Source organism: Paenibacillus pseudetheri, from assembly GCF_924513355.1.
GTDB lineage: Bacteria > Bacillota > Bacilli > Paenibacillales > Paenibacillaceae > Paenibacillus_AQ > Paenibacillus_AQ pseudetheri.
This window is the reverse complement of record NZ_CAKMAB010000005.1, coordinates 168,938-194,850: the sequence shown is the minus strand read 5'-3', so window position 1 is coordinate 194,850 and position 25,913 is coordinate 168,938. Positions and strand designations below refer to the sequence as shown.

Below are 25,913 nucleotides of genomic sequence, written 5' to 3'. Positions count from 1 at the left end.
TAATCCTAAGGAACTATTTTACCACGATTTGCGGATGAATTTGAGGAGGAATTACTTGATTTTGGTCAAAAATATGCGAAATTTGGTTGTAATTGTATTAAAATCCGAAGATCATCCGAGGGCAGGTAGCGAAGTTGTTTCGCTGTCTGTCCTTTTTTATTACTTTCTTGTTTGAAAAGAAACCTGCGGACGGATATGATTTGTGTAGTGAAAGGATGATCGCCCAATGACAGAAGAAACACAAAGAGCCAAGGCGTTATACACACGATTTCTGGGTCGTTTTTTAAATATGCATAAGGCAGGTTTGCTTAAGGAGTATAAGAGTTTTGAAATTCCTAGAGAACAAGAGATAGAATGGCTCAATGAAATAGCCTTGGCGTACGCCGAGCAGTTGTCGATCCGAGATTGGGATGCAATTACTGCACTAGACGCCTTATCGAGAAACTATCAAGACAGCTGGATTGTGGAGAAGATATCTTCTTTTGCCTCGCGGAATATGATGAGTGCGGATAGTCTGGTCAGATTGATCTACGCAGAGAAACTGGTTGAAATTATTGGCTCTCATAAACAAGTGATCTCTAAAGAGCTGTTATTTGGAGCCTGCAAAGTTGCCGTACAAATCCTCGAAAATGTAATTTCACAGCCGATGGTCATTGACCCTGGACATGAGCTTAAGGAGCTTGGCCTTAAAGATAAGAGAGCTTTGAACAGTCGTGCAGAGCAAAGCTTAGAGCAGGTGAAGGTGCTAATTAATTAACCGTTGGAGGGGAAATATGAGATTACTCGTAGCTCAACCTAAACACGAACCACATTTGGAGCATTTGCTCAAAGAAATGAGCAGACAGGATTTTTTTGACGCGGTGTTGTATCCAGAAGGTTATGTAGCAGATGAAGCCAGTGTAAAGACCTTGTGTGAAGTCGCCAAAACATATAAAAAGCTGATCATTACAGGATATAGGAACAGCAACAACAAGGATAGAGCACTGATGATTCTTCCTTCGGGAGATATCATTTTAGAACGAGCTAAATCTCCTATGGATGAATTGTTGTGTCGCCCTTCAGTTGCGGAAGCGGATGGCCTGAGTATTGGTTATTTGCTGTGCGTTGAGCTGCTGCAGGGATATGTTGGTTTGGAAGGACAGGCTGAGTCGTTAGATTTCATCGCACATCCGATTGGGGTAGGCATGTTCAGCGAAGAACAATTTGAATTATGGATCGAGGAAGCCACTAGGATTGCTGTGAAATATAACACGATGATTATTGGGACAAGCCATGCTGACGGATCTTACCGTAATTGTGGAATTTCGATTCCCATCTCATATTGGATCGACTCTACCGGACAACCTATTTATATTTCGCGTAATGATACGAGAAGCCGAATTATTAATCTCGTTACTAGGCAGGTTAATGTTCTAGATTAGGGAATAGCCGAAGTTGACACACTGTTGTCAAATTGGGTGTGCTACGATTTCATAACAGATTAACCTCTGATGATTTATAGAAGAAAATGAGGGATACACAATGGCGGAACCATTAAAAGCAATGTACAATGAACAATTTCTGCATGATTTTGGCGAAAAGATTCGCAGTGTACATAGTGTTTTCGACACTGATGCATTTGTAATTTCGGCTATGGCGGAACCTTGGGATGCGCTCGAACTGAAGGCAAGGATGCGGCGGATTACGGAGACACTGGGGAGTCATTTACAGCTTCCTTATGAGGAAGCGTTGGCAATTTTGTTCGCTATTACTGAGGATTGTGTGGGATTTCCATACTTGATCTTTCCAGATTTTGTAGAGGTATTTGGTCAAGGGGCTGAGCATTGGGAGCTGTCTATGCAGGCGCTGGAAAGGTTCACACCGAAGTCGTCAGCAGAATTTGCGGTTAGACCGTTTCTCTTGCGTGAACCGGAGCGTATGATGGAGCAAATGTTAGCATGGTCGAAGCACCCCGATGAGCATGTGCGCCGGTTAGCAAGTGAGGGGTGTCGCCCTCGTCTTCCATGGGGACAGGCTCTCCCTATGTTTAAGCTAGATCCAGCCCCTGTGCTACCTGTACTTGAGCAGCTTAAGGCGGATTCTTCCCTATATGTGCGCAAGAGCGTGGCTAACCATTTGAACGATATTGCGAAGGATCACCCGGAGGTGGTGCTTGAGACAGCTCGCCGCTGGATAGGTACTGATCCCCTTACAGACTGGATTGTGCGGCATGGTTGTCGTTCTTTAATCCGTAAAGCTAATCCGGAGATTATGGCTTTATTCGGATATGCGGAGCAAGCCGACGAAGCAACACCACTCATAACGAGTGCTTCTATAACGATTGATTCTACCCTATTGCGAATTGGAGAAAACTCTGAATTACAATACAAACTTCAAGTTTGTGAAGGAACTCCTGCCCGTGTTCGAATAGAATATGGCATCTATTTCGTGAAGGCTACGGGTCGAACCTCTCGTAAATCTTTCTTACTATCGGATAAAACAGTACCTGGGGGTACAATTCTATCGGGTAAACGGACGCATCGCTGGGCGAATTTAACCACTCGTCGTCATTATCCCGGGGAACATCGGATTGTGCTGCTCGTTAACGGGCGGGAAGTTGCAGATACGTTGTTGAAACTTGAGGGGGATCAGTAAATGAAAAAAGAAGTATTGATTTTTATTTCTAATGGATATGCGGATTGGGAAGCTGGCTATCTAAGTGCTGAACTAAACAAGCCAGAAAGTGAATACAAAGTGAAGACTGTTTCTTTAAATAGCGACAATGTACAATCTATGGGCGGATTTACTGTTATTCCAGACTATACTATAGATAGTTTACCCGCCCAGTTTGAAATGTTAATTTTAATTGGGGGTACAGGCTGGAAAGATAATTCAGCGATTACTCCAGTGATTGAAAGTTGTATACAGAATAGAACTCCTATAGCCGCTATATGTGACGCATCAACCTTTTTGGCAGAACATGGCTATTTAGATGAGATTCCTCACACTGGAAATTCATTAGATTACTTAAAAGAGTTCGCTCCTAATTATAAAGGACACGCAAATTTTTTAGAAAAACAAACCGTTTCGAGTGACGATATCATTACTGCTAATGGTACGGCTGCATTGGAATTTACAAGGGAAGTCTTGAAGAAGTTGAAGGTTATACCAGTAGAACAAATTGATGGATGGTATACCTTTTTCAAAAATGGGTTTTATCAGGAATAATGAAGTCATGAAAAAAGGTGTTCTCAGGTCTTATCGACTTGAGAGCACCTTTTTGCTTATTTTTTCACTTCAGTAACGCCCGTTACTTTTCCTTGATCCGAGGTATCGAAGGTGGATTGATACTTAGCATCTGCGAAGTAAACATTCCCTTCAACCGTTGCATTTACTAAACTGAAGCCATCTGCTTCTACGTATACATCGCCAATAAATGTGCCGCCTTGAATACGAGCGTTTTTACTTTTGATCGTAAGTTTTGGTGCAGTTAGTTTAAAGGAGTTAGTGATATTGTGCTCCGCATCTTGTGTATAGAGAGCAATCTTGCGGGCGGGTTTATCTTTATTCGTGAATTGTCCGTCCAGCACGAGATCCTCGGTGAAGGACAAGTCTTTCAGCGTAGCAGCAATCCAAGTGCCGTCCGCACTGATAGCCTTTTTAAAGGCCTCTTCATTATCCACTACCGACGCTGAGGTTACAGCATCAGTGGTGTTATTAGTGTTGCCAGCGTTATTGGTGTTACCAGGTGTAGTAGTGGCGGTAGGGGTAACGTTGGCATTGTTATTGGTTGAGTTTCCGCATCCGACCAACAGCACAATTGCAAATACTGCGGCTACGCTTGCTATCTTTCTCATCTGTATAACCTCCCTGAGTAATTGTACTGATATCCTACGAGCTTAATATAGACTGATTAGTTAGTATTAATGTGGTGTAAGCATAAACGCTTACCGTCTTTGAGGGACGCTGAGGGCGTTTCTGCTTGTGGACACAATAATATTTACCGATCATTCTACAAATGGTAATATAGGCCTGGACATCTCTGGCGTATAGTATGACCTGGAAAATATGAATTATTCGAAGAAATTCACGAAAAATAACATTCTTCTTTTGATGAAGAAGCATTTTGGATTACAATAAGTTAAGGTGAAAAAAGGAGCTGTACAATGGCTAAACAGAAATATTATGTAGTATGGGAAGGCAAGCAGCCGGGGGTCTACAGCACTTGGGCGGAATGCCAGGCGCAGACCGATCACTATACCGGAGCCAAATATAAATCGTATGAATCTAAAGCGGCGGCAGATGCGGCTTACACAGCGGGTTGGAAAGGTAATTGGGGTACAGGGTCATCAGCATCCGGTGCGGCTAAGTCTAAGGGGACAAGTTCTTTTAAACAAAGCGCTACAGTGGAGACCTCAGAGGAGATCGATTACAACAGCATTTCTGTGGATGTAGGAACGCGTGGCAATCCGGGTCCCGTCGAATATAAGGGTGTGGATACGCAAACCGGGGATATTATCTTCTCTTGTGGGCCGATCAAGAAGGGCACTAATAATTTAGGTGAGTTTTTAGCGATTGTGCATGCCTTGGCGCTCCTGAAGAAAGAGGGAAGTAATAAGACAGTCTACAGCGATTCTGTGAATGCAATGAAGTGGGTAAAGCAGAAGAAAGTAGCGACAACCTTGCCACGCGATGCTTCAACAGAGGAAATATGGGTGCTTATTGATCGGGCAGAACGTTGGTTGCAAACCAATACATATGACAATAAAGTGCTTAAGTGGCAGACTAAAGAGTGGGGCGAAATCAAAGCAGATTATGGTCGGAAATAATTGTAATAAGGTTCTGGGTTTCGGCTAGAGGAGGAGAATTGGGGATGTTCGGCAACGATTGGGATGATATATTACAAGATGAAATGCAAAAGCCCTATTTTCTGGAGCTAATGGCTAATCTGGAAAGTGAATATAAGGAACATACAGTCTATCCGCCAAAAGAATTACTGTTCACGGCGTTAAAGCATACACCTTATAATGAGACACGGGTTGTTATTTTGGGACAGGACCCATACCATGGAGCGGGACAAGCTCATGGTTTGAGCTTCTCGGTAAATCCAGGGGTACGTATACCGCCTTCACTGCGAAATATTTATACGGAGCTAACGGAGGATATCGGTGTACCAATTCCAAACCACGGGTCCTTGCAGCGCTGGGCAGAACGGGGAGTGCTTATGCTCAACTCGGTACTAACGGTACGTGAGGGAGAGCCGAATTCTCATAAAGGTCTAGGCTGGGAGACATTCACAGACACCATAATGAAGAAGTTAAATGAAAGAACTACGCCGATGGTGTTTATTTTATGGGGAAGTCATTCACAGAAAAAAGGTGCCTTCATAGACCAAAGTCGTCATGAGGTTATTCAGTCTCCACATCCGAGCCCGCTCTCGTCGTATCGTGGATTCTTTGGTAGCCGTCCTTTTTCGAAGGTTAATCAGTTTTTGGAGTCGAAGGGAATGAAAGGGATCGATTGGTTCATTTCGGACTTATAACTAATGGGATGTTGGGAAGGGGGAGGGAGCTATGAAGCATTGGGTTGGTAAACCGGTTATTATGTACTGCGGGGACGAACCTTACACGATCATGAAAGGCATTCTGCGCAAATGGGATCTTTCCGCTTCTGTAGCGGTCATCGGTCATCAGGAGATTGCCGTGCCATTTCGGGATATTGTGGTCATCAAAGCTTTGGCTCCTAGAGAAAGAGCACTGCCTCCAGTCTTGCATTCTGTGGGTTATGTGATGAGAGAAAGGCAGCAATTTGATAATGCAGTATATTTTAAATCGGCGGTAAGTGTTTGGAAAGAGGACCGATTGATTGCTCTGAATACGACCATCGTTTCGCATACCAAAGGTTCAGTTACACTTCAAGATGGACAGAACCTTATGAAGGGCAGTCACATATTTGTCGTTCGTTCTTTGCGAGGTTAATTTTAATAATCCTATAAAGAAGCACGAAAAGGTACGTCTCCGATTGGAGATGTACCTTTTGTTGGTTATGATGAAACTTCATTCAGTTCATACAATACATAGAAAGTGCTATAGATTTTCATGCTTGAGAGGCTCAGCCTCTTCCTCTCGATCTGCAACAATAATCTCATACACACGCAGAAAAACAATTTTGGCAATCATATAGACGGGTAGCGCAATAAGCACTCCGATAATACCGTAGAAATCCCCACCTATAAGAACAAGAAGGACCGTTGTCAGTGGATGAACATCTAATGATTTGCCGTAAATGATCGGTGAGAGTACATTATCTTGAATTTGCTGTGCAATGAATATGACGACCAGAGACCAGATTGCCATCGTAGGTGACTCAATGAATCCAACAATAACTACTGGTACTCCCGCAAGGAAAGAACCCACATAAGGAATGAAATTGAGTGGTACTGAAATTACTGCAAGCAGCAGTGAATAAGGCAATCCGATGATAAGGAAACCGATATACAACATAATACCAAGTACAACGTTTAACACCACGCGTGTGACAATGAAACTGCTCAGTGCACTGTCAATATCCCCAAACATCTCTTTGCCTTCCTTACGGTACTTTCTAGGGATTAACCCCTGTAGTTTTGGTGACAGCTTATAGTCATCTTTTAGCATGTAATACAGAATGATGGGCAAGGTAGCGATTAGAATAACAATGCTGGAAACTACGCCGATCAAATTGGACATCGAATTGGTCACCCAAGTAATAGCCTCGCTAAGATATTCTGATATACGGGCAGCTATGTCGGAGTCCCCTTGGAAAAAGCGTGAGAGTGTCGGATTATCCCTTAATGCATTGAACTGATCCTGTATTCCCTGAACAAGGTAAGGCGTGTTATCAATAAAGTTCTGAATTTGTTCTCGCAGTGTCGGCCAGACTAAAACCCAGAAGAGAACAAACAATCCGGCAAACAGGAAATAAATGAGCAGGATGGAGAATGCCCGGTTTAATTTCCTTTTCTCAAGAACTCTTACTAACGGGCGTAACAGGTAGTACATGAAACCTGATAGTACCATGGGAACGAGTAATAATCTGATAATTGCAGCCAGTGGTGCGAATAGAAACATTACTTTGGAGCCTAAGTACAAAATTAGTAAAAAAGCGATAATAGCAAGACTTGTCCGAAAATACTTCTGTTGTTGCAATAGGAACATCCCCCAAGTTCAAAATAATAATCTATGTAGTTTAATAACCCTAATTCACAGGTCTTGATTCAAAAGAGTGGATTACTCCCCTATAGGTAGTTCTTGGCATATCCGTGGAGGATGACCCTATGACTGAGGCTACGCCAAGTAAGTTGTTCACAACACATAACCATTACATCATCATATAAATCACTCGGGGGCTTCGTGGGTTATCTTGACTTCCGTCTAAGAGGTTTCTTCGTGGATAGGGTGAATATTTCAGGCGCTTCAATCTCGCCTCCGGTTTCCTTCGTAACTTGTCTTGCCTTGACGAGAGATAAAAAAGCAAAAAAATCCCCTAAAGTGGTTAGTGCGGCAGCGATGATTTCATAATCTTCAGCGCTTAATTCTGCTGTTTCCTCACGGCTAGTACCGTTCCCATTGCTATTTCCATTGCTATTTTCATTACTGTTTCCGCCCATTTTTTTTTTGTTTCTTCCGTTGGTCATTTCTGATCACCCACTTTTTCCTATATGTAGTATTAATATGTTTTAAACACCAGTGATGAGATAGGCAATTGGTATGTAATTTTCTAATGGGCCTGTTTCACCTTGAGCGAAGAATGAAATCACTCCATTTATTACATTTTGCTGGAGTATTATTTTAATGTTAAAGCGCTTTACAGATGATGAAAACGCTGTTAAAATCATAAACGAGCACAAATGATCAATAACAGTCAGATATAATCAAATAATGGTCACGGAATTCCAAAGATAAGCGCATTTAATAAATGGGATAGCACTGTAACTTAAAGGAGCGAACCACGATGTTGTTTGAAGAAGAGAGAAAACATAGAATCGTGCTTTTTGTGGAAAAGAATTCAAGAGCTTCGGTACAGGAGCTAAGTCAGGAACTGGGCGTATCTGAGTCTACTGTGCGCCGTGACCTGAAAGAGCTTGAAGAAGCCAAGTTGCTGAAACGAACGCATGGCGGGGCAGTATCCTTGCAGAGTGTTAACTTTGAGGCGTCTTATCCAGATAAGGAAGATCGCTTGTTGGATGAGAAGCAGAGGATTGCACGCAAGGCTGTAGAGATGATTCAGGAAGGCGATGCAATTCTGCTGGATGCTGGAACCACAACGCTACAGATTGCCAAAGAGCTGAGGGCTTTTTCTAATATCAAAGTCATTACGAATTCGATTATGGCGCTTAATGAACTGCGGGATTGTCGCAATATAGAAGTCTCGATTACAGGCGGTATGTTGCGACCGGATACATTGGCTTTTGTAGGACCGATGACAGAGCGCTCTTTAGAGATGGTAAGAGTTGATAAAACCTTTCTTGCAACCAACGGATTGGACTTACGAGAAGGAATCACTACACCTAATATGCTTGAAGCAGCGACCAAACGTAAGATGATCTCGGTTGCGAAGCAAGTAATTCTGCTGGCTGATCATAGCAAGCTCGGTCAAGTATCCTTTTGTAAGGTTGCAGATGTGACGGAAATGGATCACTGCATTATTGATTCTGGTGCGTCTGACAAGTTCATCCGTGAGATTACGCAAATGGGCGTAGACTTCTCACTGGTATGACCTTAGGTGGAGGATGTTCTACGGTTAGAAAATGTCTTAATTTGAGTGGTATGGAATCATTGTAAGATCGTTTGGAAAAATTACATTTGCCGCATTAGCCGGTAATTTATGGCTTAGAAAACCAAAATAATTGAGGGGTAATTATGATCTATACAGTAACGCTTAATCCTTCCATTGATTACATCGTGGAAGTTGAAGATTTGAGACTAGGTGGCTTGAACCGGATGAAACGTGATTTGAAGCTTCCTGGAGGTAAAGGGATCAACGTATCACGCGTGTTAAATCAGCTTGAGGTTCAGAATAAAGCAATAGGCTTCCTTGGTGGATTCACTGGAAGATATATTGAGGAATGGTTGCGGAAAGAATCGATTTCAAGTGATTTCTTATTTGTTTCTGATGATACCCGAATTAATATCAAGCTTAAGCATGGAGATGAAACGGAGATTAACGGTGCAGGACCCGTCATCCGAGATACGGAGGCAGAGGCATTATTACAGAAGATGGCTGTTCTGAATGCAGGCGATGTTGTGATATTGTCTGGAAGTGTTCCTCCTTCACTGGGTGCTGATTTCTATGACAAGTTGATATCTGTATGTAAGGAAAGTGGGGCCGAATTTGTCATTGATACTACAGGTTCAGCGCTGAAAAAGGCACTCCCTCATCAGCCGTTGCTCGTTAAGCCTAATCATCATGAGCTTGCAGAGCTATTCGGCGTTACGATACAGACTAAGGAAGAAATTATTACTTATGGTCGCAAGCTGCTCGAAGCTGGCGCGAAGCATGTGTTAGTTTCAATGGCTGGTGAAGGTGCCTTGTTCATTACGGAACAGGGGGTATACCATGCCAATGCTCCAAAAGGAACAGTAAAGAATTCTGTAGGCGCAGGCGATTCTATGATCGCTGGATTCGTGGGCACATTTTCTTTGACTGGTGATTTAATGGAGGCTTTCCGTTCAGGTGTTGCCTCAGGTAGCGCAACAGCTTTCTCTGATGACCTGGCAGATAGAGAATTCATTGAGCAGCTGAGACCGCTGATCAACATCTCAGAAGTGTAAGCTAACAGCATTCAAAGTACTCAAGGGAGTTGGAAGATATGAGAATTACGGATTTGATGATAAAAGATACAATGATTATGGATTTAAAAGCAACCACTAAGGAAGGTGCAATTGATGAATTGATTGCCAGTCTTGCCGCAAGTGGTCGTATTAATGATCCTGTTCTATTTAAAGAGATGATCCTCAAGCGTGAAGAGCAGTCCAGTACTGGGATTGGTGGCGGTATCGCAATGCCACATGCCAAGACTAAAGCGGTGAATGAAGCGACGGTTGTGTTTGCCAAGAGTGCGACGGGCGTGGAATTCGAATCGCTTGATGATGAGCCGGCTCGGATCTTTTTTATGATTGCCGCCCCAGAAGGAGCGGGCAACATGCATCTTCGTACATTGGCCTCGCTGTCTAGACTGTTGATCGATAGTGAATTCATTGAACAGCTGATGAATACCCGAACTCCAGATGAGGTATCCGCCTTGTTCGATGCGAAGCAGGCGGAAGGGGAAGCCAAGGAGAAAGAGAACGAAGCTGCTGCTAAAGCTGTCCAGAAGTCAGAACCTGAAAAGTTAATCGTCGGCAACCCAGATTCCCAAGCATTCATCGTAGCTGTTACTGCTTGTCCTACTGGAATTGCGCATACCTTTATGGCTGAAGATGCGCTCAAGAAGAAGGCTCTGGAAATGGGAGTTAATATCCGTGTAGAGACAAATGGTTCAGAAGGTGCCAAAAATGTCTTAACAGCCGATGAGATTCGGCGTGCAAGTGGTGTAATTGTGGCAGCAGATAAACAAGTGGAAATGGCCCGTTTTGATGGTAAGCCAGTACTGCAAAGACCGGTTAGTGACGGTATTCGCAAATCGGAAGAGCTCATTCGCAAAGCAATGAACGGCGATGCACCGATTTACCATAATGAAGGCCGTAGTGGTAATGAAGGAGATTCCAAAGAGAAATCCGGCAGTATCGGCAGTAAAATATACAAGGACTTGATGAACGGTATCTCCCACATGCTGCCGTTTGTAGTCGGCGGTGGTATTCTGCTGGCGATCTCCTTCCTCATTGAGCAAGTCGGTGGAGAGAATCACCCTCTATTCCAACTGCTGCAGACGATTGGTGGCGGTGATGGTGCCTTCCATTTCCTAATTCCGGTTCTTGCTGGATTCATTGCGATTAGTATTGGTGACCGTCCAGCCCTGATGCCAGGTATGGTTGGCGGTTACATGGCCTTGAATTCCAATGCTGGATTCCTCGGCGGTTTGGCTGCAGGTTTCTTGGCTGGTTATGTTGTTATCGGTCTGCGCAAAGTGTTTGCAGGTCTGCCAAAAACGCTCGACGGATTAAAACCGATTCTGTTATATCCGGTATTTGGTCTATTGATTACCGGTGGATTGATGTATTACCTGTTCGATCCGATCTTTAGCTGGATGAACGTTGGGCTCATTAATTGGCTTAACGATCTTGGAACCGTTAATGCAGTAATTCTGGGTCTCGTTCTCGGTGGAATGATGGCCATTGATATGGGAGGTCCTTTCAATAAAGCGGCCTACACTTTTGCCATCGGGGTATTCACTACCAGTGGAAATACAAACGGATTCATGATGGCGGCTGTAATGGCAGGCGGTATGGTTCCTCCACTTGCAATAGCGCTTGCTACTACCTTCTTCAAGAATAAATTTACAGAATCAGAACGCAAATCAGGGTTAACAAACTATGTACTAGGCTTGTCGTTCATTACAGAAGGGGCGATTCCATTCGCCGCTGCCGATCCACTGCGTGTTCTGACTTCTTGTATCCTAGGTTCAGCCGTAGCTGGTGGTCTCACTCAGTTTTGGAATATCAACGTTCCAGCACCGCATGGTGGGATCTTTGTAGCCGCGCTTTCGAGTCATGCGTTGTTGTTCCTATTGGCCGTTCTGATCGGATCTGTTATTTCCGGATTAATGCTCGGATTATGGAAGAAACCTCTTGACGCGAAGTAATAAAATAAATAATTTGAACTGCTGGTGCCAGACGCTTCTTCTGGTGCTCGGCAGTTTTTTAAAATATAAGAATTATTATGCTTACGCTAAAAATCATCCTTTTATTTTTCGCAGAAACGATCATCGTCCCTAAGAGGAAGCCGAAGGCGTTTCTTCTTACCTAAACTTTGACCACGTATGCCCCTCAACCCTTGAGAGAATAATCTCCTCCATTAAGGTTTATTTTTGTATAATTGAAAATATATATAACAAGAGGGCAAAGGAGCGAGCGAGATGATACTGCACAAGGGGGAAGTCTTGTTCCGTCAAGGGGACAGCTGCGAATTCTTATTTAAGGTGAAAAGTGGGCTGTTCAAGGTAACAAGGCTTCATGAAAATGGGAACATGGTGTTGTTCAACATCTTGTATCCTGGTGAGATGGTTCCCCATCATTCACTCATTTCGCCAAAGGAGGCGCATGGAACAGCGGTTGCGATGATGAAGAGCGAGGTGGAGGCAGTTCCTTCAGCGGAATGGTATCAACAGGTACGGGATGAGCCTGGTAGAGCGATGGATATCGCTATTCTGCTTCAAGAAAAGGTGCGCTTTATGCAGACACGGCTAGATCACCTTACCGTTGGAACGCCTGCTGAACGTATGGAACTGTTAACACGCTGGTTCAATGACTACTCTCATGGTGCAGCACTAACAGAGCTTTTGACACAAGAAGAAATTGGACAATTGATCGGTGTGAGACGCGAAACAGTCAATCGTTTGTTGCGTACCGTGGAGTGATTCCTGACTATTTTTATAGCGAAGTGTTTAGAGTGGGGGATCTCCGTGGTATAATGTATTCAGAACTTATTAAATTACAGAAAGGATCAGGATACCATGTGTCCCCGAAGGACGATTCCCCAAAGGACGATTTGGAAACGTTATGATCTGTCTTATACTTAGCTTCCCTGTAGAAGGTGCGTGAACCGTTGTAACTCGACGAACCGCCTCTGCGAGGGGAAGGAGTATATATATGCGAAGGAGCAATACCTCCGGTTTTACCCGTCGTAGAGGTTGGTGGGACGTTTAGCCGCCATATACGATAAGGGGAGACCTGTATGAGGAACCACAATTACGGAGTGAATGTACTGCTCCGGTTGACAGTCATTTTGTTTGGAACATTTTTGCTTGCATTTGCTTATTATCACATCAATTTTCAGAACCATTTGTCTGAGGGCGGATTCGTAGGATTATCGCTACTCGGCAAATATGTATTAGGAATTTCACCTTCAATTTCAACTCTGCTTCTAGACGTTCCAGTACTCTTGACTGCATGGATGTTCAAAGGGAAAGCGTTCGTGTGCAACACCTTTGTTTCTGTAGGAGCTTTTACAATCTTTTACGGACTCATGGAACGTTATTCCGGTTTGGTCATTAACTTGCAGGGCAATTTGGCATTAGCAGCCCTTTTGTCTGGCGTACTGACAGGTTTAGGCGCGGGAATTATTCTGCGAAGCGGCGGCGCAAGTGGTGGAGATGATATTTTGTCGCTGCTGATCAGTGAATGGAAGGGAATTAAAGTAGGTACAGTATTCATCATGTTGGACGTAGTCGTTCTGGCATTATCACTCTTTTATATGCCTGTTAGAGAAACGATGTATACGGTGATGGCGGTAGTCGTCGCAGGATATGTGATCACCTTTACAACCTCTTTAGGCAAACCAAAGTTAGTGAAGGCGCCAAAGATTCAGTCTACGCTGCGTAAACCGCATGATGGTACAGTTATGTGAATAAGGCTGTATAAACAGCTTATTTCGGGGATATACTAACATTTAAGGTCAGCCAGAATTTCTGGTTGACTTTTTTTGTTGGATAAGTGACGTAATTTAAAGGGTTACAGACCTCAGGCGTTGCTCGGACGTTTCGCTTATAACAAAAGGTGGCGCAAAGGATTAATCCTTTGCGCCACCTTTTAGTTAACCTACAAACTTGTGGCCGTTTTTGAATTGTGTAGAGACAATCGACCAGCTTGCCCTTTATTTAGCCCGCGGCATTCGTGATAGCTTCGCATTCGTCGGAGCAATGACCACTGTGCACCTTTTCGCAGTCCTCACAACAAATATGCTGCAGATGGCAAGCATCGTTGGCACAGTTGATGAATCGGTCAGCTGGCTTACCACAGTGATGGCAACGTCCGACAATGATATCCCCGTCGGTATGATTAATCTGTACGGAGATCCGCTCATCGAAGACATAACATTTTCCATCGAACAGTTGGCCCTGTACCTCAGGGTCTTTACCATAAGTCACAATGCCGCCATCCAGCTGGTACACTTGCTGGAAGCCTTCCTTCATCATAAACCCGCTTAATTTCTCGCAGCGGATTCCGCCTGTACAGTAGGTCAGGATTGGTTTATCTTTTAGCTCGCTCATATTCTCGCGAATCCAGTCCGGGAATTCTTTGAAGCTGTCTACTTCAGGGCGGATGGAACCGTGGAAATGACCCAGATCGAATTCGTAGCCGGTACGACCATCCAGAATTACCACATCATCACGCTGCATCATTTCATAGAAATCTTTGGGCGCCAGATGCTCTCCGGTGATCACGTTAGGATCCAGTTCATCCTCGACCCGGAACGTCACGAGTTCCTTTTTATAACGAACGAAGATCTTTTTGAAGGCATGACCATCAGCCTCATCGATCTTGAAGACGATATCGCTAAACAGAGGGTTTGCGCGCAAATCCTTCATGTATTGCTCGGTTTGGGCAATCGTACCGGACAGTGTCCCGTTAATGCCCTCATCTGAGATGAGAATGCGTCCCTTTACGTCAAGCTCTTTGCAGTAAGCCAAATGCTCCTGGGCGAATTGTTCTGCATCCGGCACTTTTACAAATTTATAGTATAGCAGAATTGCATATTCTGATTGTGGTTTCATTCTTTTCACCTTTATCATTAGAATTAGACTTCTTATACTGTTTTTTAACTACTAAATAAACGTTAAAGTATAAAAAGTATTGTAACATATTATCAAGGCTTGACAAGAGATACTCTTGAATCAGTAACAATAAGTGTGTCATGTATAATTGACATTTCGCTCAAGTGTCATATATATTGTACACGAGGGGGTCTTATATGAATAAAGTTAAAGAATATAGGCAGATCGCTGGACTGACGCAAATGGAGCTAGCAACTCGTGTTGGCATCGCCCGCCAGACTGTAAATCTTATTGAGAACGACAAATATAATCCAACGTTATTCCTATGTATTGCACTTGCTAAGATCCTACATACAGACCTGAACACATTATTCTGGGAGGAAGAGCGATGAAGAACAAAATGTTAAATCGTCTTATAGGCGTAACAGATGACCGTGATGAGTATCAGCTGCAAGAAATCTATAAAGAGCTTGCATTTTCGGGGGCATTGATGTTCTACCTCTCTATGGCTCTTATGTTCATTTGTCTTCTTGTGGATACGTTTAAGAATACACTTAGCATCGGGACAACAGGCTTGTTAATTGTGAATATGATTTACGCTAGCAAAGTGTTTTTTCGGATTCACAAAAAAGAGCTGGATTCACTAGAATGTACCAGTGAAGAGGAGTACAGGGAGAAGATCAAGAAGCTGCGTAAAGGTGGATTTCAGGCAGGTCTTTATTGGGGATCGTTAATGTTTATACTAAATGCATACATACTTCCTTATCTCGCAAGTGGTCTCATTGAACTAACCTGGAGTAATTTTATCATCTGGCTATGCGGGGGGATATTCTTCGGCGTAACAATGTACTTCATAGGCAAGTCTAAAGTGAAGAAATGTTATTAGGGCCACAATATCTCTTCAATAGATAAAATTCAGGGCTGCGTCTTAATAGGATGAAACATTAGGTCGCAATACGCGTATATTTTCATTGAAAAGTCACTAGTTGGCTTGTAATTAAAAGGAGGAACTGCGGGATGAGTGCTCACGAGATTGATTATGTTATTATGGGCGAGGAAATACAGTGTGTGGAGGTGCAGCTTGACCCCGGAGAGAGTGTAATTGCCGAAGCTGGAAGCTTCATGATGATGGATCAGGAAATAACGATGGAGACCATTTTTGGTGACGGTAGTGGGGGCACGCGTGGAGGTGGACTGATGGGTAAGCTAATGGGCGCGGGCAAGCGTCTGTTGACAGGGGAAAGCTTGTTCATGACCGTATTCACACACAGCGGTTCTTATGGACGAAAAAGTGTCACCTTTGCTGCTCCATATCCAGGAAAAATCATCCCGCTCGATCTTCAGCAATACGCTGGAAAAGTGATCTGTCAAAAGGATTCATTCCTCTGTGCGGCGAAGGGTGTCTCGATCGGTATTGAATTTCAGCGTAAGCTGGGCACAGGCTTTTTTGGTGGAGAAGGCTTTATTATGCAAAAGCTGGAGGGTGACGGTCTTGCATTCGTACACTCTGGCGGTTACGTTATGGAACGCACACTTCAACCGGGAGAGACGCTCAAGCTGGACACCGGCTGTCTTGTCGCAATGACGTCTTCAGTGGATTATAATATTGAGTTTGTAAAAGGTGTCAAAACCGCGCTATTCGGCGGCGAGGGTCTGTTCTTCGCCACACTGCGCGGACCCGGCAAAGTGTGGGTCCAGTCACTGCCGTTCAGCCGTATGGCTGACCGCATTCTGTCCGCAGCTGGTAACAGCGGACGCAAAGAAGAGGGAAGCGTGCTTGGCGGACTCGGCAATCTGCTGGATGGCAGATAGGCTTGGGCGCGGTTGATGGGTAGAACATTCGAGGCACAGAATGAGCGGTTTTAGCGAGTGGCTTATTAGGGGAGACAAGGGCAGAAATACCCTTGTATTGTGCGTGTTGGCCCGAATGGAGCGAAAGAGGGGCAAAAATGCCCTAGATTTGCACGGATTGAGCGAATCCAGCCAAATGAACGGTATAAATCCCGTAGAAATGGCTGGATACGGCTCTATTTGCTTCAGCAAGACATTGGTTACTTATGTTCGATGTGATATCACCATTCGACGTTTGTATTATCGACTCTGTGATGTCCACCGCTACTGTATCTGCAACTAACTATATAGTAAGACCCGTGAATGATTATACTCATTCACGGGTCTTTTTTTTAGGGATAGTTTAATTCATAACCATTAAATACCTGCCTCGCTTTACGCTTGGCGATTTGCCTCACTTTACGCTGACCATCTGTCGCACAATCCCCCTAACAATTTGACTAACCCTGTCCACGATGTATATATTATTTGGCAAACCCCTATATTGTTAAGGCTGTGACCGGAGGCATGATATGTTCAGAATATTTATTATAGAAGATGACCGTGGACTGGTGGCTCTGCTACAGGATTATTTACATAAGTTTGGATATGAAACACAGGCTGTGAATGATTTCGAGCGGGTTCGTGTTCAGTTTGAGACGTTCGCTCCGCACCTGGTTCTATTAGATGTTAATTTACCAAAATACGATGGGTATTACTGGTGCCGCCAGATTCGTGGGATATCCACCTGCCCTATCCTTTTTATATCTGCCCGCGACGGCAAAATGGATCAGGTGATGGCGCTGGAGAACGGAGCCGACGATTATATTACGAAGCCTTTTGATTACGAAATTGCGATGGCCAAAATCAAAAGCCAGCTACGACGCGCCTACGGCACCTATGCGGGAAGCAACAATGAGCGTACCCTAACCGTTGCCGGAATGGCACTGGATGTGGAGCGACTAGTCCTTACTCGAGGAGAAGCCAAGGTGGATTTAAGCCACACGGAAGCTAAGATACTAGATGAGTTGATGCAAAAGTCGGGAACTATCGTTACCCGCGACAGACTGCTCGAAAAAATCTGGGATGATCAAGCCTTTGTAGATGAGAATACGCTTAATGTCTATGTCACCCGTGTACGTAAAAAGCTTGCCGCTCTTGAGATTACGGACGGTCTACAAACCGTTCGAGGCCAAGGCTACCGCTTGATTCCGAATTGGGGGGATGAGGATTGAAGCTATTTGTAAGGGAGCAGATCCCTTTAATTGTTGTCTATCTAGCACAGCTCATCTTGATCACACTAGTATATCGGCTGGATGGGGGCAGTGGTGTAAGTGTTAGTCTGTACGCTGCTCTTCTCAGCACTTGTCTGCTGCTTGGCTACCTCGCTTATCGGTATATCAGCAATCGGACGTTCTATGAACGACTGGAGACTGTACCTGCCTCACTAGATGAAGCTGGCGGTCCATCACAGGATTCTCCGCTTGCCGTGAGTTTACGAGGACTACTAGGGTCACAATTCCGCCTCTACAAAAATGATTTACACAGCTACCGCCACAAGCTGGAGGAACATATTCACTTTATTAATCAGTGGGTGCATGGGATGAAGACGCCATTGTCTGTCATCCATTTGATGATTCAAGATAAAGACGGACCGCCTTTTACGGCGATAGGTGATGAACTGGATCGTCTGAAAAAAGGACTGGATACTGTACTTTATACGGCTCGGCTAGATACTTTTGAACATGATTTTTACGTGGAACGTTTGGATTTGGAAACCCTCGTGCGTGGTGTGACCTCAGAGCAGAAGCGTCTGTTCATACGTAACCGTATATTTCCTACTATTAAAATAGATGAGCGAATCGCCGTAACCACAGATGAGAAATGGCTAAGTTTTGTGCTTACGCAGATTATTACGAATGCAATACGTTATACGACGGAAGTCGGCAAAAATGTATATTTTCATGGGTACATACAAGAAGAAAAGAGAGCAGTACTGGAGATACGTGATGAAGGCGTTGGCATCCCAGCAGGTGATCTGCCGCGTGTGTTTGATCCTTATTTTACAGGTGTGAATGGACGAACCTTTCAAGAATCCACGGGGATGGGTCTATATCTTGTGAAACAGATTTGTGGCAAGCTTGGTCACGAGGTGAGCATTTGCTCAGAAGAAGGTAAGAGCACGACCGTTCGGATAGTGTTTAGGGAGTCCTACCTTACAAATATGTAAGGTCATTGTAAGTTAGAGAAATGGCAGCCTGTGTATACACTTTGTATAATGAAGGCAATCCAGTCGAAAGAAGGAGAGGTAACACTTGCCCATTCTAGATGTTCATAATTTATCAAAAATATATGAGGGTAAAGTGTCCACTCAGGCATTGAATCATATCCGTTTTTCTGTTGAAAAAGGGGAGTTTGTTGGCATTATGGGACCTTCGGGGAGTGGGAAAACAACGCTGCTCAACACGATCGCCACCATCGACCAGCCGACCTCCGGTCAGATTCTGATCAACGGCCGAGATCCCAATCTGCTTAGCAGAAAAGAAAAAGCACTCTTTCGCCGCCATGAGCTTGGTTTCGTCTTTCAGCATTTCAATCTACTGGATACGCTCTCTGTAGAGGAGAACATTGTTCTGCCTCTCACGCTTGCTGGTGTCCGTGTAACAGAAATGGAGAGCAGATTGCAAGAAGTAGCAAGTATGCTGGACATTGAGCATTTGCTGCAAAAAAGGACATACGAGATTTCAGGTGGACAGATGCAGCGGACCGCCATCGCACGGGCGATGATTCATCGTCCTGCATTGATTTTAGCAGATGAACCTACAGGGAATCTGGATTCCAAAGCTTCAGGTGAAGTCATGAATATGCTGACAGAGGTGAATCAGGAAGAAGGGGCAACCGTGCTAATGGTCACACATGACGCAGTGGCCGCGAGCTTTTGTAACCGAGTCATCTTTATTAAAGACGGACGTTTCTATAGTGAAATGTACAGGGGGAGCAGCAGAGGCGCCTTCTTCCAAAGTATCATTGATATGTTGTCTCTGCTTGGGGGAACTAGCCATGACCTTTCGGCAATTCGCTTATAGGAATGTTACACGTAACAAGCGTAAATATGCGGCTTATTTTGTCGTCAGTGCTTTTTCAGTGATGATCTTTTTTGTGTGCGCTTTGTTTATTTACCATCCGGATATTTCCAAGAGCTTGGTTTATAGTACAGCTGCTCATACAATGATGGCGGCAGAAGCCATTATTTATGTGTTTTGCTCCTTGTTCGTTCTCGTATCGGTTGGATCGTTCCTGCAGTCACGTAAGATGGAATTTGGGATTTTATTGATGCATGGAATGACGAAGCGACAGCTTAACACGATGGTATTTTTGGAAAATATGATGATCGGCACCTCAGCCATCCTGACAGGTACTTTACTAGGGTTAATTCTGGGCAAGTTGTTTTTAATGATCGGATCTGCTTTTCTAGGATTACCTCTTTTAACGTTCCATCTTCCATGGCAGGCGATTGTACTTACGATATGTAGCTTTGCGCTGTTATTTATTCTAATCTCGCTAAGCACGTTCTTCTTTATTGGGAATGAATCACTGATGCGGCTGTTTCAGGGAGAACGAAAAGCAGAAGAGGAACCTAAAGTTTCCTTGGTGTTATCTATACTGTCTGCTTTTTTGATGTTAATGGGCTATTTTATGGCAGCTACAGCACAAGCGGCTTCGGTTGAAAAGGTGATGTTCCCCGTCGTTTTAATTACGGTTGCGGGTACCTATCTCTTTTATACTCAGCTCAGTATTTACACTGTTAAGCTACTTAAGACGATCCGGCGCCTGTATTGGAACCACACGAATATCATTACTTTATCGGGCTTGTCTTACCGCTGGAAAGAGAATGCTCGAATGTTCTTTATGGTGACGATTGTATCCGCAGTATCTTTTACTTCAGTGGGAGTATTCGCATCGATCCATACGCTTTCCAGAGAGTTGAAATTGGACTATCCCGCAGCAGTTGGTTATGTAGCCAAAGGCAATCAATCGCAGGATCCTTTTGATCAGCATTTGGACGAAATTAAGGAAGAGCTTACAACGCTCGGTTTACCCTATGAGACACTTAGCATTCGGATTAAATACGCAGAGGTGGAATCTCAGACTGGGCCAGATCGCACGTTAAGGCTTCCCTTGATTGCTTACAGTGATTATAAGCTTGCTCTGCTTCGTGCAGGGTTTACGACGGATGAGCGCCCTCTTAGTGGAGATGAAGGTCTCGTGATGATCGGTTCGCAACGAGACCGGAGTCTGCAAGCGGGTAGAGTAAAGCCGGTATACACCTTGAAGCAAGGTCTTTCCATTCGAGAAATGGGTTATACCCAGCATGTTCCGATTGCCGAATATCTATTGCCGGAGCTGGATGGAAGGGATGGGGGAGATTTCAGTGGTGTTGTGATTAGCGATGAACTTTACAAGGCTATTTATCCCGTACAGACCGATTTGTATACAGGATTTTATATGGATGACTTCCCGCGAACGGTAGGTATAGCAGCAGATCTTGCTCATAAAGGTAAACGGTCCTATGAAAGTAACTCTCCATACGCGATTGTTGTTAGCGGCACGCTGTTTGAAATACAGAGAACATTGTACAACACGATGCTATTCGCTTCTTTACTGGTGGGTACTGTCTTTTTCATAGCAGTAGGTAGCTTCCTTTACTTCCGGCTGTATACAGATCTAGATCATGATCGTCATCAATATTCTACATTGTCCAAAATGGGACTTACAGATCAAGAGCTAAACCGAATTGTAACGATACAATTGTCCTTGTTGTTTTTTGTTCCGGTTGGGGTGGCCATCTTGCATAGTGTATTTGCCTTTATTGCGCTTCAGCGGTTGTTTTACTTATCTATTGCTGTGGAGACCGGGGCGGTGTTATTGGGATATTTGGCTGTCCAGGGACTTTACTTCTTTTTTATTCGCAGCCGTTATTTACGTAACTTGAAGAAGAACTTGATCTGAATAATGGGGGTTACGAAATGCAAGCATGGATTACAGATTTTATGGAGCAGTTTGGTTACTTTGGTATTTTCCTGATGCTCGCTTTCGAAAATATATTTCCACCGATTCCTTCCGAAGTGATCCTTCCTTTTGGCGGATTCATGACAACCACAACGAACTTGACCATTCCTGGTGTAATCATTGCAGCTACGCTTGGCTCACTGCTGGGTGCAGTGATTCTCTATTATATTGGTCGTTTGCTCGATGTAAATCGATTGGAAAAGATCGTAGAACGCTGGGGCGGTCTACTCCGGATTAGCAAAAAGGATATACACAAGGCTGATGCTTGGTTTGACAAATATGGCTATTGGACCGTATTATTTTGTCGGATGGTTCCATTAGTGCGTAGTTTGATTTCGATCCCTGCAGGGATGTCGGGCATGAAATTTGGAGTGTTTATGATCTTCACAACGATTGGTACGCTGGGGTGGAATCTATTGCTTGTGCTTATTGGTGCGGCATTGGGTGAATCCTGGGAAGACATCGCCATGTATATGGATATGTACTCCAACGTAGTATACGTACTTCTTGCAGGTGGAGTAGTGATCCTTGGGTATTTGTTCTTCCGCAAGCGCAGCCGGAAAATGAACACCGAAGGTTGAACCGAGAAGAACTTATAGATAAAAGTTATGATTAAAAGGAGGAGAACAAATGGAGCTATTAACGATTATTAAAGCTATTATTTTGGGAATTGTTGAAGGATTGACCGAATTTGCTCCGGTATCCTCCACAGGTCATATGATTATTGTTGATGATATGTGGTTAAAATCGACAGAGTTATTTGGGCAATATACGGCCAATACGTTCAAAGTGGTTATACAACTTGGATCAATATTAGCGGTTGTAGTTATTTTTAGAAATCGATTCATTGAATTGCTGGGCTTAAAGCGTTTCAGTCGCAAGCAGTTGGACCCTGTAACCGAGGAACAAACACAATTTGAAAAAGGTGGTCACCTTAAACTTACACAGGTGCTTGTAGGTTTAGTGCCAGCAGGTGTGCTGGGCGTTCTGTTTAATGATTATATTGATGAGCATTTATTCTCTACATCCACCGTGTTAATCGGTCTAGTAGTCGGTGCTGTATTAATGATTATTGCGGATCTATTTGGACCAAAGAAGATTCAAACGGAGAGTGTCGATCAGATTACATATAAGCAAGCGCTAGGTGTTGGTCTGGTCCAATGCTTCTCCTTGTGGCCGGGATTTTCTCGTTCCGGGTCGACGATTTCTGGTGGTGTTCTTCTGGGTATGAGCCATCGCGCTGCAGCTGATTTCACGTTTATTATGGCCGTTCCAATCATGGCAGGCGCCAGTTTACTCTCTCTGATGAAGAACTGGCAATACTTCACCATCGATGCCTTGCCGTTCTTTATCGCAGGCTTTATCAGTGCCTTTGTGTTTGCGCTACTATCTATGCGTTTCTTCCTGAAATTGATCAACCGGATTAAGCTTTTACCATTTGCTATATATCGCATAGTACTTGCTGCAGTAGTATATTTTGTGTTTTTCTAAATCCGTTATAAGGAATCGATATAACAGAAGCCCCCGTAATCTATTGCAGATTACGGGGGCTTTCACGTATGATGACATCAGATTAAGACACTCACTTTTATCCTTATAATCTCGCATAAACGCTTACCGTCCGTTTAAGGACACCGAAGGCGTTTTAGCTTGTGAATATCGGAGACAGGTGCTTGCCGGGAATTAGTAATTCGGCAGGCTTAATAGGGAAATTCGGTTTGAAGCCGATGCGGTCCCGCCACTGTAACGGAAGAGTCCATAGCAACAGATGTCACTGGCAATTTACTACTGCTGGGAAGACTGCTAAGGATGCTGACACCGCTAGCCAGGAGACCTGCCTGTTTCAACAGCACTGCTTCACCTACGGAGGATAGGAAGGTGTTAGACGTTAACCATAGGTATAATATGGGCGTCTTTCCCTTTGACTTTTTTAGGGAAGGGCGCTCTTTTTTATAGGAATACAAGTGATATCGAGTCCAAAATAAGAAGATGGAGAAGGGGAGCTGCAAAGTGACGAACAAAGTAAAAGTAAGCAATCTTGGCTATCCAAGAATCGGAAAAAACCGCGAGTGGAAGAAAACGTTGGAAGCTTTCTGGGCGGGAAAAATAAATGAGGAAGAGTTCCGTACTGAAATGACAGGAATTCAGCTTCAGCATTTAAAGACTCAGCAAGAGGCTGGAATTGATTTAATTCCGGTAAATGATTTTACATTCTACGATCATGTGCTAGACACAGCTGTAATGTTCGGGATCGTACCTCCACGTTATGCGTATGATGGTGGCGACATTGGGCTTGATCTTTATTTTGCCATGGCTAGAGGAAATGCTGAGGCTACCGCTTGCGAGATGACTAAATGGTTCAATACAAACTATCATTACATCGTTCCAGAGATCGGTGCACAAACGCCGCGCCTGACCGAGAATAAACCACTGGCAGCTTATCGTTTTGCCAAGTCCCAAGCGGGAATTGAGGGTAAACCTGTGGTTTTAGGCCTTTATACCTTCCTTAAGTTGTCAAAAGGTTTTGCATCTGCGGACATTGCGAAGATTGCCGCTCGGTTTCTTCCGGTTTACGTTCAGCTGTTGCAGGAACTGAAGCATGAAGGAGTAAGCTGGGTGCAAATTGATGAACCAGCGATTGTTACAGGAATAAATGAATCAGAATTATCATTACTTAACTCGATATACACAGAAATTGCTGAATCCGTACCTGGATTAAATATTATTCTGCAGACTTACTTTGAAGCTGCTGAACCGCTGGAGGCACTGCTCAAACTTCCGGTACAAGGTTTAGGTCTTGATTTTGTCCATGATGGCGGAACGAATCTGGCATCGATTGAACGTCTTGGCTGGCCGGAGGATAAGTGGCTGGGAGCGGGTATTATTGACGGGCGCAACATCTGGCGCTCGGATCTGGATGCTAAGCTGCAGCTAATCGAGAAGCTGAGTGTACATGTACCGGTTGATCGTCTTATACTACAGCCTTCTTGCAGTTTGCTGCATGTTCCGGTTACTGTTCAGGGTGAGGTGAAGCTGAAGGCAACCGTCAAGGCTGCTTTAGCCTTTGCAGATGAGAAGCTTAGAGAGCTTGGCCTGCTTGCTGCAGCCTTAGAGGGTACAGGAGAAGCTGCAGCTGCACTGACAGCCAGTCGAGAAGCCCTTACTGCCTTCCGGGCACTTCCTGAACGCGGTCGTAAGGATGTGGCCGGGCAAGTTCTCGGACTTGCAGATTTACCAGACCAACGTAGCCTGCCTTTTGCTGAGCGCCTGAAGGTACAACAGGAGAAATGGCAGCTGCCACTTCTGCCAACGACAACGATCGGAAGCTTCCCACAAACCGTAGAAGTGCGTCAAGCAAGGTTGAAATGGCGTAAAGGCGTATGGAATCAAGAGCGTTACGACGGGTTCGTTCGTGAGCAGATTGCAGATGCAATCACCTTCCAAGAAAAGCTGGGTCTGGATGTACTCGTACACGGTGAGTTCGAAAGAACGGATATGGTGGAATTTTTCGGGGAGAAGCTGGATGGTTACTTATTTACAACTAATGGCTGGGTTCAATCCTACGGATCACGCTGCGTTAAGCCACCAGTTATTTATGCGGATATAGCTTTTACCCAGCCTATGACTATAAAAGAAAGCGTCTATGCTCAGTCGTTAACTTCCCTTCCTGTTAAAGGCATGTTGACAGGTCCTGTTACGATTCTCAATTGGTCCTTCGTACGTGATGATCTTAGCCGGGAAGCAGTAGCGAATCAAATTGCTTTAGCGCTCCGTCATGAAGTTAAAGCTTTGGAGGATGCAGGCATAGAGATGATTCAAGTAGATGAACCGGCTATCCGTGAAGGACTTCCTTTGAAGGCGGAAGATCATGAGGCATACTTGAATTGGGCAGTGAAGTCGTTCCGTATCGCGACGAATCATGTGAAGGCTACGACACAAATTCATACCCACATGTGCTATAGCGAATTTAATGACATGATAGACTCCATTTCAGCGATGGATGCGGATGTTATCTCTATAGAGACTTCACGTAGCCACGGGGAACTGATCGTTAGCTTTGAGGAGCAGGAGTATGATAAAGGAATCGGTCTTGGTGTATATGATATCCATAGTCCACGGGTTCCTGCAGTAGAAGAGATGACAGCTAATATTGAGCGTGCGCTGCGGGTGCTGGATCCAGAACAGTTCTGGATTAATCCGGATTGCGGTCTTAAGACACGTGGCTGGCAGGAGACGGAAGGTGCACTTCGTAACATGGTAAAGGCTGCCGCTATTGCAAGAGAAAACGCAGGAGTCAGTGCCACCAAATAGCATAAAAGGTATACAATAAATCGAAGCCGGG

27 protein-coding genes, 1 pseudogene and 1 riboswitch are annotated in these 25,913 nt (G+C 44.3%); of the genes and pseudogenes, 24 read left to right on the top strand and 4 right to left on the bottom strand.

Translation table 11 applies throughout. The features are described 5' to 3' along the window. Window positions 1-226: 226 nt before the first annotated feature. The 4 genes from L1028_RS06670 to L1028_RS06655 all read left to right on the top strand — a co-directional run bounded on the left by L1028_RS06670 (window position 227) and on the right by L1028_RS06655 (window position 3,207). The gene (locus L1028_RS06670) at window positions 227-757 is read left to right on the top strand and encodes a hypothetical protein (RefSeq protein ID WP_234532453.1); all 531 of its coding nucleotides are present in this window, start codon (window positions 227-229) and stop codon (window positions 755-757) included. Window positions 758-773: 16 nt separating this feature from the next. Next, the gene (locus L1028_RS06665) at window positions 774-1,421 is read left to right on the top strand and encodes a hypothetical protein (RefSeq protein WP_234532451.1); all 648 of its coding nucleotides are present in this window, start codon (window positions 774-776) and stop codon (window positions 1,419-1,421) included. 100 nt (window positions 1,422-1,521) lie between these two features. Beyond that, window positions 1,522-2,634, top strand: coding sequence for a DNA alkylation repair protein (locus tag L1028_RS06660; RefSeq protein ID WP_234532449.1), 1,113 nt, complete (start codon window positions 1,522-1,524; stop codon window positions 2,632-2,634). Next, window positions 2,635-3,207 carry a type 1 glutamine amidotransferase family protein gene (locus tag L1028_RS06655; protein WP_234532447.1) on the top strand — a complete coding sequence of 191 codons (573 nt, stop codon included), beginning with the start codon at window positions 2,635-2,637 and terminating at the stop codon, window positions 3,205-3,207. A gap of 56 nt (window positions 3,208-3,263) precedes the next feature. Here the strand turns inward: L1028_RS06655 and L1028_RS06650 are convergent, their stop codons facing one another. Then, a complete protein-coding gene (locus tag L1028_RS06650; protein WP_234532446.1) occupies window positions 3,264-3,836 on the bottom strand; it encodes a hypothetical protein in 573 nt (190 codons plus the stop codon). 309 nt (window positions 3,837-4,145) lie between these two features. Between L1028_RS06650 and rnhA the strand changes: the two genes are divergently transcribed. Genes rnhA through L1028_RS06635 form a run of 3 tightly spaced genes read left to right on the top strand, consistent with a single transcriptional unit; the run spans window position 4,146 to window position 5,957 of the window. After that, on the top strand, window positions 4,146-4,808 hold the full coding sequence (rnhA, locus tag L1028_RS06645) for a ribonuclease H (RefSeq protein WP_234532445.1): 663 nt from the start codon (window positions 4,146-4,148) through the stop codon (window positions 4,806-4,808). Window positions 4,809-4,852: 44 nt separating this feature from the next. Continuing rightward, complete coding sequence (gene ung, locus L1028_RS06640; RefSeq protein WP_234532444.1) at window positions 4,853-5,521, top strand: uracil-DNA glycosylase; 669 nt, start codon at window positions 4,853-4,855, stop codon at window positions 5,519-5,521. 31 nt (window positions 5,522-5,552) lie between these two features. After that, on the top strand, window positions 5,553-5,957 hold the full coding sequence (locus tag L1028_RS06635) for a hypothetical protein (protein ID WP_234532443.1): 405 nt from the start codon (window positions 5,553-5,555) through the stop codon (window positions 5,955-5,957). A 108-nt stretch (window positions 5,958-6,065) separates the two neighbouring features. Here the strand turns inward: L1028_RS06635 and L1028_RS06630 are convergent, their stop codons facing one another. Then, window positions 6,066-7,175 (bottom strand): AI-2E family transporter, encoded by a 1,110-nt coding sequence (locus L1028_RS06630; RefSeq protein ID WP_341482490.1) that lies wholly within the window; start codon window positions 7,173-7,175, stop codon window positions 6,066-6,068. A gap of 200 nt (window positions 7,176-7,375) precedes the next feature. Next, window positions 7,376-7,654 (bottom strand): hypothetical protein, encoded by a 279-nt coding sequence (locus L1028_RS06625; RefSeq protein ID WP_234532441.1) that lies wholly within the window; start codon window positions 7,652-7,654, stop codon window positions 7,376-7,378. Between the two features lie 308 nt (window positions 7,655-7,962). On the opposite strand from L1028_RS06625, the pseudogene L1028_RS31450 reads away from it, so the two are divergent. The 6 genes and pseudogenes from L1028_RS31450 to L1028_RS06600 form a co-directional block, all read left to right on the top strand. Then, window positions 7,963-8,145 (top strand): annotated as a pseudogene (locus L1028_RS31450) (DeoR family transcriptional regulator); the annotation flags it as partial. Window positions 8,146-8,148: 3 nt separating this feature from the next. After that, complete coding sequence (locus L1028_RS06620; protein ID WP_341482492.1) at window positions 8,149-8,736, top strand: DeoR/GlpR family DNA-binding transcription regulator; 588 nt, start codon at window positions 8,149-8,151, stop codon at window positions 8,734-8,736. A gap of 143 nt (window positions 8,737-8,879) precedes the next feature. Next, window positions 8,880-9,791, top strand: a complete 912-nt coding sequence (gene pfkB, locus L1028_RS06615) for a 1-phosphofructokinase (protein ID WP_234532439.1) — start codon at window positions 8,880-8,882, stop codon at window positions 9,789-9,791. Between the two features lie 38 nt (window positions 9,792-9,829). After that, window positions 9,830-11,761: a PTS fructose transporter subunit IIABC gene (locus tag L1028_RS06610; RefSeq protein ID WP_234532438.1), complete on the top strand. Its 1,932-nt coding sequence runs from the start codon at window positions 9,830-9,832 to the stop codon at window positions 11,759-11,761. A gap of 273 nt (window positions 11,762-12,034) precedes the next feature. Beyond that, window positions 12,035-12,535 carry a Crp/Fnr family transcriptional regulator gene (locus L1028_RS06605; protein ID WP_234532436.1) on the top strand — a complete coding sequence of 167 codons (501 nt, stop codon included), beginning with the start codon at window positions 12,035-12,037 and terminating at the stop codon, window positions 12,533-12,535. A 317-nt stretch (window positions 12,536-12,852) separates the two neighbouring features. Beyond that, complete coding sequence (locus L1028_RS06600) at window positions 12,853-13,524, top strand: YitT family protein (protein WP_234532434.1); 672 nt, start codon at window positions 12,853-12,855, stop codon at window positions 13,522-13,524. 250 nt (window positions 13,525-13,774) lie between these two features. On the opposite strand, the gene trhO is transcribed toward L1028_RS06600, so the two are convergent. Next, window positions 13,775-14,671, bottom strand: coding sequence for an oxygen-dependent tRNA uridine(34) hydroxylase TrhO (gene trhO, locus L1028_RS06595; protein WP_234532433.1), 897 nt, complete (start codon window positions 14,669-14,671; stop codon window positions 13,775-13,777). A 197-nt stretch (window positions 14,672-14,868) separates the two neighbouring features. Between trhO and L1028_RS06590 the strand changes: the two genes are divergently transcribed. From L1028_RS06590 to metE, 11 genes are all read left to right on the top strand, one after another. After that, window positions 14,869-15,063: a helix-turn-helix transcriptional regulator gene (locus L1028_RS06590; RefSeq protein WP_060622514.1), complete on the top strand. Its 195-nt coding sequence runs from the start codon at window positions 14,869-14,871 to the stop codon at window positions 15,061-15,063. Beyond that, a complete protein-coding gene (locus tag L1028_RS06585; RefSeq protein WP_234532432.1) occupies window positions 15,060-15,557 on the top strand; it encodes a DUF3278 domain-containing protein in 498 nt (165 codons plus the stop codon). Before L1028_RS06590 ends, L1028_RS06585 begins: the two co-directional genes overlap by 4 nt. 131 nt (window positions 15,558-15,688) lie before the next feature. After that, a complete protein-coding gene (locus L1028_RS06580) occupies window positions 15,689-16,483 on the top strand; it encodes a TIGR00266 family protein (RefSeq protein ID WP_060622516.1) in 795 nt (264 codons plus the stop codon). 115 nt (window positions 16,484-16,598) lie between these two features. Further along, window positions 16,599-16,805 (top strand): hypothetical protein, encoded by a 207-nt coding sequence (locus tag L1028_RS06575; protein WP_234532431.1) that lies wholly within the window; start codon window positions 16,599-16,601, stop codon window positions 16,803-16,805. Between the two features lie 229 nt (window positions 16,806-17,034). Then, a complete protein-coding gene (locus tag L1028_RS06570) occupies window positions 17,035-17,736 on the top strand; it encodes a response regulator transcription factor (protein WP_234532430.1) in 702 nt (233 codons plus the stop codon). Next, a complete protein-coding gene (locus tag L1028_RS06565) occupies window positions 17,733-18,731 on the top strand; it encodes a sensor histidine kinase (RefSeq protein ID WP_234532429.1) in 999 nt (332 codons plus the stop codon). Before L1028_RS06570 ends, L1028_RS06565 begins: the two co-directional genes overlap by 4 nt. Window positions 18,732-18,816: 85 nt before the next feature. Next, window positions 18,817-19,587, top strand: coding sequence for an ABC transporter ATP-binding protein (locus L1028_RS06560; RefSeq protein WP_234532428.1), 771 nt, complete (start codon window positions 18,817-18,819; stop codon window positions 19,585-19,587). Further along, entirely contained in the window at window positions 19,562-21,511 is a 1,950-nt protein-coding gene (locus L1028_RS06555; protein ID WP_234532427.1) for an ABC transporter permease, read from the top strand. The genes L1028_RS06560 and L1028_RS06555 overlap by 26 nt, the downstream gene beginning before the upstream one ends. 17 nt (window positions 21,512-21,528) lie before the next feature. Continuing rightward, window positions 21,529-22,152 carry a DedA family protein gene (locus L1028_RS06550; RefSeq protein WP_042190577.1) on the top strand — a complete coding sequence of 208 codons (624 nt, stop codon included), beginning with the start codon at window positions 21,529-21,531 and terminating at the stop codon, window positions 22,150-22,152. Window positions 22,153-22,201: 49 nt separating this feature from the next. Then, window positions 22,202-23,062 (top strand): undecaprenyl-diphosphate phosphatase, encoded by an 861-nt coding sequence (locus L1028_RS06545; RefSeq protein ID WP_234532426.1) that lies wholly within the window; start codon window positions 22,202-22,204, stop codon window positions 23,060-23,062. 159 nt (window positions 23,063-23,221) lie between these two features. Beyond that, window positions 23,222-23,427: riboswitch (cobalamin riboswitch) on the top strand. A 154-nt stretch (window positions 23,428-23,581) separates the two neighbouring features. Continuing rightward, on the top strand, window positions 23,582-25,882 hold the full coding sequence (gene metE / locus L1028_RS06540) for a 5-methyltetrahydropteroyltriglutamate--homocysteine S-methyltransferase (RefSeq protein ID WP_234532425.1): 2,301 nt from the start codon (window positions 23,582-23,584) through the stop codon (window positions 25,880-25,882). The last annotated feature ends 31 nt before the right edge of the window (window positions 25,883-25,913 follow it).

Bases quoted from the DNA above. Each gene is read 5' to 3' on its own strand.
- L1028_RS06655 (WP_234532447.1), top strand. From the start codon at position 2,635: ATGAAAAAAGAAGTATTGATTTTTATTTCTAATGGATATGCGGATTGG.
- L1028_RS06665 (WP_234532451.1), top strand. From the start codon at position 774: ATGAGATTACTCGTAGCTCAACCTAAACACGAACCACATTTGGAGCAT.
- L1028_RS06610 (WP_234532438.1), top strand. From the start codon at position 9,830: ATGAGAATTACGGATTTGATGATAAAAGATACAATGATTATGGATTTA.
- L1028_RS06580 (WP_060622516.1), top strand. From the start codon at position 15,689: ATGAGTGCTCACGAGATTGATTATGTTATTATGGGCGAGGAAATACAG.
- rnhA (WP_234532445.1), top strand. From the start codon at position 4,146: ATGGCTAAACAGAAATATTATGTAGTATGGGAAGGCAAGCAGCCGGGG.
- pfkB (WP_234532439.1), top strand. From the start codon at position 8,880: ATGATCTATACAGTAACGCTTAATCCTTCCATTGATTACATCGTGGAA.
- L1028_RS06570 (WP_234532430.1), top strand. From the start codon at position 17,035: ATGTTCAGAATATTTATTATAGAAGATGACCGTGGACTGGTGGCTCTG.
- L1028_RS06650 (WP_234532446.1), bottom strand. From the start codon at position 3,836: ATGAGAAAGATAGCAAGCGTAGCCGCAGTATTTGCAATTGTGCTGTTG.
- L1028_RS06555 (WP_234532427.1), top strand. From the start codon at position 19,562: ATGACCTTTCGGCAATTCGCTTATAGGAATGTTACACGTAACAAGCGT.
- L1028_RS06630 (WP_341482490.1), bottom strand. From the start codon at position 7,175: ATGTTCCTATTGCAACAACAGAAGTATTTTCGGACAAGTCTTGCTATT.
- L1028_RS06575 (WP_234532431.1), top strand. From the start codon at position 16,599: ATGGAGCGAAAGAGGGGCAAAAATGCCCTAGATTTGCACGGATTGAGC.
- L1028_RS06605 (WP_234532436.1), top strand. From the start codon at position 12,035: ATGATACTGCACAAGGGGGAAGTCTTGTTCCGTCAAGGGGACAGCTGC.
- L1028_RS06625 (WP_234532441.1), bottom strand. From the start codon at position 7,654: ATGACCAACGGAAGAAACAAAAAAAAAATGGGCGGAAACAGTAATGAA.
- L1028_RS06635 (WP_234532443.1), top strand. From the start codon at position 5,553: ATGAAGCATTGGGTTGGTAAACCGGTTATTATGTACTGCGGGGACGAA.
- L1028_RS06550 (WP_042190577.1), top strand. From the start codon at position 21,529: ATGCAAGCATGGATTACAGATTTTATGGAGCAGTTTGGTTACTTTGGT.
- L1028_RS06585 (WP_234532432.1), top strand. From the start codon at position 15,060: ATGAAGAACAAAATGTTAAATCGTCTTATAGGCGTAACAGATGACCGT.
- ung (WP_234532444.1), top strand. From the start codon at position 4,853: ATGTTCGGCAACGATTGGGATGATATATTACAAGATGAAATGCAAAAG.
- L1028_RS06670 (WP_234532453.1), top strand. From the start codon at position 227: ATGACAGAAGAAACACAAAGAGCCAAGGCGTTATACACACGATTTCTG.
- L1028_RS06600 (WP_234532434.1), top strand. From the start codon at position 12,853: ATGAGGAACCACAATTACGGAGTGAATGTACTGCTCCGGTTGACAGTC.
- trhO (WP_234532433.1), bottom strand. From the start codon at position 14,671: ATGAAACCACAATCAGAATATGCAATTCTGCTATACTATAAATTTGTA.
- L1028_RS06545 (WP_234532426.1), top strand. From the start codon at position 22,202: ATGGAGCTATTAACGATTATTAAAGCTATTATTTTGGGAATTGTTGAA.
- L1028_RS06590 (WP_060622514.1), top strand. From the start codon at position 14,869: ATGAATAAAGTTAAAGAATATAGGCAGATCGCTGGACTGACGCAAATG.
- L1028_RS06660 (WP_234532449.1), top strand. From the start codon at position 1,522: ATGGCGGAACCATTAAAAGCAATGTACAATGAACAATTTCTGCATGAT.